We start from the raw sequence: 9,029 nt of genomic DNA, 5'->3' as shown, positions 1-9,029 counted from the left end.
GCAGAAAATTACGCAAGCCCTTTTTTAAAGAAAAATGCAAAAAACTAACTGTTCGCGTGTATTTTGAACGAAACTGTATAATTTCGATGTTTTAAGTAGAATTTATGAGCAGTTTTAGCTACTAAACTGCCAATTTAACTTTGATTGATACACGCTTTCTTGCTCAAGCTCACTTTTCATAAGTGGGTGTTGAGCTAACCAATCTTCAGAAAAGCTAATATTAAGTCTGTTTTTATCTGCTTTTACTTCAAAGGTAGGTAAAACATCATCTTTACGACGCATAGATAAGATAACGGCCAGCCTAATTATGCGTACTAACTTTTCGGTCAGTGCTTTATTAGCACCTAGATGTGAAAACAGTGCATCATTTAAATCGGCGCGGTGACCTTTTAAAAGACTCGCAATTATTTTCTTTTCTGCTGGCGAGTAACCCGGCATGTCGGTGTTACTTAATATATAGGCACTGTGTTGATGATATTGTTTGTAATCTATCAGCAAACCAATTTCATGCAAGTGCGCTGTTGCGCAAAGCAATACATTTACTTTCTGTAAATCTAGTTGCCAGGCATGCTGAAGTTGTTTTGCTATTAATAAGGCAACATCTGAAACGCGCTTAGCTTGCTCTTTGTCGGTATGAAAACGCAGCGCAAAGCTTTCAAGCGTTCTTTCACGAATATTAGAGTGGTGTAGATCTGAGATCATACTATAGAGTACACCTTCTCGAAGCGCGCCACCTGCCAATCCCATCTGCTGAATATTCAGCGCTTCAAATAATGCAATAAGAATTGCTAACCCAGAGACAAACACCAAACGACGTTCTTCACTGAGACCTGGCAAAGAAAGTGTTGATACATTCTTATGCTTTATCGCTTCTGCTTTTATATGCTGTAACTTTTCTAAAGAAAGCAGATCGGTTTGACCTGTCGCAGCTAAAATTTCTTGAATTGCTTGTACAGTACCAGATGCGCCAATAGCAAGTTCCCAACCAGTCTCTATATATTGAGACTTAATCGGCGCAATCACAGTATGCGCTGCAACGATTGCTTGCTCAAAATTCTTCTCAGACAGTAAGCCATTTTGAAAATAACGTTCTAAGTAAGTCACACACCCCATGTCTAAGCTTTTATAGAGCAGCGCTTCAAACCCTTTTCCTATGACAACCTCAGTACTTGCACCACCAATGTCGATTACCAATTGTTTACCTTGGCATGCAGAAGTATGCGCAACACCTTTATATATAGTGCGCGCTTCTAATTCTCCACTGATGATATTGATTTTGTGATTGAGGATTTTTTCGGCTTGGGTTTTGAATTCTTGGGCATTGGTAGCAAGCCTCAGCGTTGCCGTTGCGACAATGCTGATATTTTGCTTTGGTATATCTTGCAACCTTTCGGCAAATAGTGCCAAACACTCCCAACCTCGTTGCATTGCATCAGAAGATAACGTGTTGTTTTCGTCTAAGCCTGCAGCTAGTCGAACTTTACGTTTAACTCGGCCGATGGTGTGAACACCACCGGCAATGTGTTTTGCAATCAACATATGAAAGCTATTAGAGCCTAAATCAATAACGGCAAAAACGTTATTATTATCTATATTTTTGGCCACTTTGTACCTCTAGCTGCAAGATCCCGCAATTACAACTTCTTAAGTGTTCGCTTTCGATTTATTGTAATTTGATTGACGTCGATTGTTTCCCTTTCTTGGGCCAGAGTGATGACGTCTTCTCTGCGTATTCGGTTTAGGTAAATCTTCAATTAATGCTGTTTTATCATAATGAGACAGAGGAATCGAATGTTCTATGTACTCTTCAATCTCATGTAAGTTGTATGCATATTGTTCACACGCAAAACTAATTGCATGACCTGATGCACCAGCACGACCTGTACGACCAATTCTGTGTACATAGTCTTCACAGTCGTCCGGTAAATCAAAGTTGAACACATGACTTACTTCAGGGATATGTAGACCACGTGCAGCCACATCGGTTGCCACAAGAATATCTAAATCACCTTTAGTAAATTGTGCCAAAATTGACTGACGTTTCTTTTGATTTACATCACCTGTTAATAGACCGACACGATGTTTATCCGCTTTTAGCCAAGCATACACGTTTTCACAACTTTGCTTAGTATTTGCGAATACGATTGCTTTTTCAGGCCATTCTTCTTCTATTAATGTAAGAAGCAAAGGAATTTTGTCGTCATGAGACGAGTGGAATAACTCTTCTTGAATACGCTTACCGGTTTTTACATCTGGCTCAATTTGTACATGCTCTGGATTAGTCATGTGTTCAAAAGCCAATTCTTGTACACGGTAAGATAAAGTTGCAGAGAAAAGTAGATTTAATCTTTCAGCTGTCGGAGGCATACGATTAAATAGATAACGGATATCTTTAATGAAGCCCAAATCAAACATGCGATCTGCTTCATCAAGTACAACAACTTCGATTTCATTAAGGTTATAAGCACCTTGCTTATAGAAGTCGATTAAGCGGCCCGTAGTACCAATTAAAATATCGACACCTTTTTCGAGTTGCGCCCGTTGTTTTTCGTAATCTTCGCCACCATATACTAAACCTAAGTTTAGACCACAGTGTGGCGCAATAATTTTTGCATCTTTATGGATCTGAATCGCAAGCTCTCTCGTAGGAGCCATGATCAGCGCTCTTGGGTGCTTTCTGGATTGACCTTCTGTTTGCATTAAACGGTGGCAAGTGGCAGTTAAGAACGCCAATGTTTTGCCAGTACCGGTTTGTGCTTGACCAGCGATATCTCGCCCGTCACAGACAAAAGGTAAACACTTTGCTTGGATTGGCGTGCAATATTCAAAGCCATTCGCAGCTAAACCGGCGACCACTTCCGGTGCAATAGCAAAGTCAGAAAATTTTTTATTGGTCAAATGTGTCTTAGTCATAGCAATTAAGCATAACGTTTAAACTTGCAATAAGAAACAAGAGTGTTTAAATACGCAGTAAATAATTCGCCAATTTCTAACGGAGAACGCAATGAGCGACAAAATTATCCAGCTTACTGACGACAGCTTTGAAGCTGATGTAATTAAATCAGATCTACCAGTATTAGTAGACTTTTGGGCAGAATGGTGTGGCCCTTGTAAAATGATCGCGCCAATCTTAGACGAAGTTGCTGAAGAGTTTGCTGGTAAAGCAGTTATCGGTAAATTAAACATCGACCAAAACGCAGGTACGCCACCTAAGTTCGGTATTCGTGGTATTCCTACACTACTACTTTTCAAAGATGGTGCAGTTGCTGCGACTAAAGTTGGCGCGTTATCAAAGACTCAACTTGTTGAGTTCTTAAACGACAACATCTAAGTCTGTATATATACGCCTCGCCTTGGCTAGGCGTATATCCCACCTACCTGCCCATAGTTTTTTCGACTAAATTTGCTTAAAGACTGGACGACTAGCAAGCTAACTGCTAATTTATAAAGCCACTAACCTTTAGCTTTATCAAATCAACCTCTCATCACTGAGATGACAATTGTTATAAAGAACCCACCAATATGCATTTACGCGAATTAAAAGACAAGTCAATCAACGAACTTGTAAAACTAGCTGAGTCCATGGGACTTGAAAACGTAGCCCGTCTAAGAAAACAAGACATTATTTTTGCCATTCTAAAAGCACACGCTAAAAGCGGTGAAAACATTTATGGCGGCGGCGTTTTAGAAATTCTACAAGATGGCTTCGGCTTTTTACGTTCATCAGAAGCATCTTACCTAGCTGGTCCTGATGATATTTATGTTTCACCAAGTCAAATTCGACGCTTCAGCATGCGTACTGGTGATACAATTAGCGGTCTTATCCGTCCACCTAAAGATGGTGAGCGTTACTTCGCACTACTTAAAGTAAATGAAGTTAACTTCGATAGGCCTGAAAACTCTCGTACTAAGATCTTATTTGAAAACTTAACGCCTATTCATGCGAATGAGCGTTTTGTGATGGAACGTGGTAACGGTAGTACAGAAGATATTACTGCCCGTGTTCTTGATTTAGCATCACCAATTGGTAAAGGTCAGCGTGCTCTAATTGTAGCTCCGCCGAAAGCGGGTAAAACAATGCTGCTACAAAATATCGCGCAATCGATTACCTACAACAACCCAGATGCAACACTGATGGTGTTACTGATCGATGAGCGTCCGGAAGAAGTAACTGAGATGCAGCGCCTTGTAAAAGGTGAGGTGGTTGCTTCAACGTTCGATGAACCGGCAAGCCGTCACGTACAAGTTGCCGAAATGGTTATCGAAAAAGCAAAACGCCTAGTTGAGCACAAGAAGGACGTTATCATCCTACTTGATTCAATCACACGTTTAGCACGAGCTTACAACACCGTTATTCCTTCATCTGGTAAGGTACTAACGGGTGGTGTTGACGCGAATGCACTACACAAACCTAAGCGTTTCTTCGGTGCTGCACGTAACGTTGAAGAAGGCGGTAGTTTAACAATTATCGCAACGGCTCTTATCGATACAGGCTCTAAGATGGATGAAGTTATCTACGAAGAGTTTAAAGGTACGGGTAACATGGAATTACACTTAAATCGTAAGATTGCTGAAAAGCGTGTATTCCCTGCCATTGACTTTAACCGTTCTGGTACACGTCGTGAAGAACTACTGACTAAAGCCGATGAGCTACAGAAGATGTGGATCTTGCGCAAGATTGTTCATGAAATGAGTGAAATAGACGCAATGGAATTCCTCATCGATAAGTTATCGATGAGTAAAACAAACGACGAGTTCTTCGAGCTCATGCGTCGTAAGTAAATGTCCTAAAAAAGCCTGCTTATGCAGGCTTTTTTGCTCTTAATTACTATCGCATTGCCCTCAATTTTTTACTATTCTAGTTATAGACTTATGTGCTTAGACAGGGAGCTGTTCAGTTTATGAAGCCCTTTCAACTAATTCGAAACTTTCTAATCCTCAACACCTTAGTGTTATTAGCTATGTTGCCATTACTCTCTGTGTCTTGGCCAACAACGATCATTATTATCAGTGTGCAAATCATCTTAGGTGCAGCTGCACTTTGGTATTCAAGCCAGAAAGCATCACAAGCAGAGTATTTACAGACTTTAGTCAATTCTATAAACCATGATAGTCAAATTGATCTCACTTATCGCTTTGATGATAGTAAAGCCTCGACGCCACCAGCCTGTTTAGCGATTAATGCTAGCCTTGCCACCATAGAACATATCATTACTGAGGTTTATGTTTCTTCGTCTCGCCTTTCACCTATGGCTGATGGACTCAGAGACACTTATGCATCAATGACACAAAAGGCCACGATTCAGCACGCCCATGGTGAGGATTTAGCAGACTCAATCAACCGTATGCTCGCTGTGTCTCGAGAACTCGATGATAACCTAGAGAAGATTTACATCTCAGTGGAAGCGGCAACAGAAGCAGTTAAGAAAACGCGTGTAGATACAGATAAGAGCCAGGCAAGCTTAATGAGCTTAGCGAAAAACATTGAAGAGACCAGTGAGCAAATCGAAACGCTAAAAGTTGATTCTGATGCTATCAGCTCCGTCATTGATGTTATCAACTCAATTGCAGAACAAACTAACTTATTAGCATTAAATGCAGCAATTGAAGCCGCGCGAGCAGGCGAACAAGGCAGAGGCTTTGCAGTTGTAGCAGATGAAGTAAGAAGTTTAGCCGCTCGAACCAGTCAATCGACCCAACAAGTACGTGAAGTTGTTAGTAAGATTCAAGCAGGGACAGACAGTGCACATCAGTTAATGCTCAACGCACTCGAAGAAACAAAACAAACTGTGACGCTTTCAGAAGCGTCTACTCGAGAAGTAGACCAAATAGAATCTGCTATGCTCAACATAAACTCTATGTCTCACAGTATTCATGAACAGGTGAAAGATCAAAAAGCCGTCTCCAATGAAGCGCAGACAAGCATTGAGTCTATGGTTGAACTTAACTCAGATGCGCTTTCAAGCTCTAAGATACAGGCCGTTTCTAGTAACGACCTGATCAGTCTTGCACACAGTATTCACGATAAATTAGCGATCTTTAAGGTGAATGAAGCCGCTTTCGAACATGATCACAGAACGGATAGGTCTCGATTACATACTGACTCGAAAACGACCAACACTAAGACCGACCTTCAGCAAGACTCAGGAGACATTGAGTTGTTCTGATAACTGAACCTGCTGTAGCTCATCACACAAGATTAAATACCAATGCTGCAATCCATGAGAATCAACTTCTTGTGGTTTTTTTAATGCCTGCTCTATGTGCTTTGCCGTTTTGGCAATATCTTCAAAGCCAAATGTTGAGGCTGCACCTGTGAGACGATGACACACTGCTCTCAACTCCAACCAATCTTGCTTTTGCCATAAATCGATAACTGTAAAACGCTCTTGTTCTAGGCTTAATTCAAAGCTTTCTATCAAGTCACTAATGTCAACTTGCATATCTTGCTCGCCTCCAGCGCTCGCTTCTGCTAGAAAATCACTTAAAGCGAGGTGGAGTTTATCTCTATCAAGTGGTTTTCCTAGGTGACCTGCAAACCCAAGTTCAAGATAAGACTTAATTTCATGCTGCATAACATTCGCAGTAAGTGCAAAAATAGGCCCGTCAAAGCCTGCTTGTTGAAGTAACTTAAATGCTTCAAGACCATCAAGTAATGGCATTTGAATATCCATCAAGATTAGATCTGGGTATTCACATAATGCTTTCTCTACTGCTACCTGACCATTTTCGGCTGTAATTACCTCTACACCAAGCTGAGAGAGAATACGTTCGAATAACGCACGATTATCATCATGATCTTCAGCAATCAATACTGTGCCGCTTAACTTTGAAAATTGCGTAATTGGCCGAGCAGCTTTATGCACTAAAATTGAGTCAGATACTGAGTCTAAACGAGCACAAGGGATCACAATGTAAAATTGGCTACCTTGTTCTGGAATACTGCTCACCTGAATGCTACCACCCATCATGGTTGATAATTGCTGGGATAAGCATAAACCTAACCCTGAGCCACCAAAACGACGCGTTATGCTGTTATCCCCTTGCTGAAAGCAGTCAAAGATATGCTGTAGTTGCGTGGCATCCATCCCGATGCCCGTATCATTTACCGAAAACCTAACCCCGTTATTTTCTTGGCTTACAACCAACTCAACATGACCATACTCTGTAAACTTAACTGCATTTCCAAGTAAGTTAATCAGTACCTGTTTAAGCCTTACATAATCTAAACGCACCACATATGGTGAAGGAAGCTGATTTACTACGATGAAGTTTAACCCCTTTGCTTCACATACATGCTGAAACATCTCGGTGACATCATCAAGCAACTGCTCTAAGGCAAACTCAGTAAACTCTAACTCAAAACGCTGTGCTTCGATTTTACTCAAGTCGAGTACATCACTAACTAGGTCTTTTAGGTGCTCCCCTTGCCTTTGAATGACTTGCAGAGGCTCCTGAATATGCTTGTCATGTTGATATTCTTGTAACAGAGCTTCACTGTTACCGATAATTGAAGTGAGAGGAGTTCGGATCTCATGACTAATATTAGCTAGAAATTGACTTTTAACCGTGTTAGCTTCACTTAACTCATCTGCTAACTTTTGTAGCTCTGCTGTACGCTTAGCAACCTGTTGGCTCAACTCAATATTGGCAGCACGCTCCATGCGTTTTCTATACATACTCACAACGGCAACTGTGCCTGTGATCAACAGTAAAACAATGAGCCACGTCAACTGCTCTCGTTGCTCAATTTGTAAAGCTTGAACCGCCTGCTGCTGCTTCAACAATTCAATCTCACGATTAAGCTCTGTCGCCTCAATTTTACTCTGATATTCATTTAAACGCGCATAGACTTGATCATTTAAAAGCTGCCTTTGCAATCTTTGAAATGCATTAAAGCTTTCCATCGCTTTCTCAGACTCACCTAAATGCGCCTGAATAATTGCTAAAATGGCTAAACCATCTTTTTCCCGCAGCTTTGAGCCCTGTTTACGTGCAATAGACAGCGAAGTTTCAATGCTATTTAGCGCCTCAGCAAAATCACCTCGATAAACTTGCAGCTTTGCCATAGGGTAAAGTGCTTCCATGTAGCCAGATTGCAGGTCCACTTTTTCTGCATAATAGAGCGCCTTTTTAGCTTCCTCATACCCCTGTTTCATCTCCCCTAATGCAATGCTGAGTGATGCCAAATTACTATACTCGAAGGTTAAGCTGCGCGCTGAACCTACTTTTTCATAGTATTCCACTGCCGCTAATAAGCTCGCTCTGGCCAATTTGCTTTTTCCTTGCTCCATATACATGGCACCCAAATTAGCCTGTGCGAGTGCAACACCGTATTCGTCATCAAGTTGATTAAATAAACCTATAGACCTTAAAAGCATATCTTTAGCAATGTCATAACGATACTGGCGAATATAAGCGCCTGAAAGATTTAATAACATATCCGCTTTATCTTGTTCACTACCATGTAATTCGTACAAGCGATGCGCTTCGACATAATATTGGACTGTTTTTTCAAGGTCATGTGCCTTGAGATACGCCAGCCCCAAATTATTGTATATATTAGCTAGCTCTAAAGGTTTATTTCGCAGCTTGGCAATATTCAGTGCTGTTTGATAATGCCCTATGGATTTTTCATATTCACCTTGGTAATAAGTACTAATACCAAGCATTTTAAATGCTAGGTACTTTTTATCACTGCTTAATGAATCTGAGGTGATGTCAGCCAGACGCTGAAAATACTTTACTGCATCGGCTAACTTCTCACGTTTAAGAGACTCTCTACCCATTTGGGTAAGAAAATAATTATAATCTTGGAAATTAAGTTTTAGCGATTCGCCCAGCTTTTGTGCTTCAGCTTGCACAGCTTGCCAGTCTGACAACTGAGTTATTTTTTCTATCTCAGCTTTTAATTGAGTCTCTGAGGTAGCTAAAACTGGTGCTGATAAGCTAAATAGCGTGAACCCAAATAACACTGACGTGAGTGATTTTCGCAATGGCTTAATCAACATCCTTGCCCTCATTGCCTA

6 protein-coding genes are annotated in these 9,029 nt (G+C 40.9%); 3 read left to right on the top strand and 3 right to left on the bottom strand.

The annotated features are described in order from the left end of the window. Nucleotides 1-114: 114 nt before the first annotated feature. Both gppA and rhlB read right to left on the bottom strand, forming a co-directional pair. Nucleotides 115-1,605, bottom strand: coding sequence for a guanosine-5'-triphosphate,3'-diphosphate diphosphatase (gene gppA / locus ACGHEH_RS20940; protein WP_390449478.1), 1,491 nt, complete (start codon nt 1,603-1,605; stop codon nt 115-117). A gap of 39 nt (nt 1,606-1,644) precedes the next feature. Next, nucleotides 1,645-2,913 carry an ATP-dependent RNA helicase RhlB gene (rhlB, locus tag ACGHEH_RS20935; protein ID WP_390449475.1) on the bottom strand — a complete coding sequence of 423 codons (1,269 nt, stop codon included), beginning with the start codon at nt 2,911-2,913 and terminating at the stop codon, nt 1,645-1,647. Nucleotides 2,914-3,004: 91 nt separating this feature from the next. On the opposite strand from rhlB, the gene trxA reads away from it, so the two are divergent. From trxA to ACGHEH_RS20920, 3 genes are all read left to right on the top strand, one after another. Then, nucleotides 3,005-3,331 (top strand): thioredoxin TrxA, encoded by a 327-nt coding sequence (gene trxA / locus ACGHEH_RS20930; RefSeq protein WP_058028399.1) that lies wholly within the window; start codon nt 3,005-3,007, stop codon nt 3,329-3,331. A gap of 191 nt (nt 3,332-3,522) precedes the next feature. Then, nucleotides 3,523-4,782: a transcription termination factor Rho gene (gene rho, locus ACGHEH_RS20925; protein ID WP_058028397.1), complete on the top strand. Its 1,260-nt coding sequence runs from the start codon at nt 3,523-3,525 to the stop codon at nt 4,780-4,782. Nucleotides 4,783-4,901: 119 nt separating this feature from the next. Continuing rightward, nucleotides 4,902-6,167 (top strand): methyl-accepting chemotaxis protein, encoded by a 1,266-nt coding sequence (locus ACGHEH_RS20920; protein WP_390449471.1) that lies wholly within the window; start codon nt 4,902-4,904, stop codon nt 6,165-6,167. Here the strand turns inward: ACGHEH_RS20920 and ACGHEH_RS20915 are convergent. Then, nucleotides 6,144-9,011, bottom strand: a complete 2,868-nt coding sequence (locus ACGHEH_RS20915) for an ATP-binding protein (protein ID WP_390449468.1) — start codon at nt 9,009-9,011, stop codon at nt 6,144-6,146. The genes ACGHEH_RS20920 and ACGHEH_RS20915 overlap by 24 nt on opposite strands. Nucleotides 9,012-9,029 lie beyond the last annotated feature (18 nt).

This window comes from Pseudoalteromonas sp. MTN2-4, from assembly GCF_042848605.1.
In the GTDB taxonomy this organism is placed as follows: Bacteria; Pseudomonadota; Gammaproteobacteria; order Enterobacterales; family Alteromonadaceae; genus Pseudoalteromonas.
The sequence above is the reverse complement of the archived record's forward strand: the minus strand, read 5'-3'. Positions and strand labels throughout refer to the sequence as shown.